The following is a 212-nucleotide window of genomic DNA, read 5'->3' as shown; positions in this document are numbered from 1 at the left end:
ACATTAGAGAAAAATTCACTGCGCATTTTTTCTGCCTTTTTAGCAACTGTAATATCAACAAATAATAAAGTTGTTCCTAAATCAATTCTTGAAATATAACATGCATAGATATTATGATTAATTTTAATTTCTATTTCTTGCTTAGGAATGTTATTTTCTAAAGAATTAATAATTTCAGGATAATATAAGTAATCCATAAACTTATCATAATT

Annotated in this window: 1 pseudogene; it reads right to left on the bottom strand. The window is 22.6% G+C overall.

Annotation, left to right across the window (positions count from 1 at the left end):
* Nucleotides 1-197, bottom strand: a pseudogene (locus ACLR9T_RS14410) (hypothetical protein); the annotation flags it as partial.
* Nucleotides 198-212 lie beyond the last annotated feature (15 nt).

The organism is Thomasclavelia sp. (genome assembly GCF_047249845.1).
GTDB lineage: Bacteria > Bacillota_I > Bacilli_A > Erysipelotrichales > Coprobacillaceae > Thomasclavelia.
This window is presented reverse-complemented; position numbering and strand designations above follow the sequence as displayed.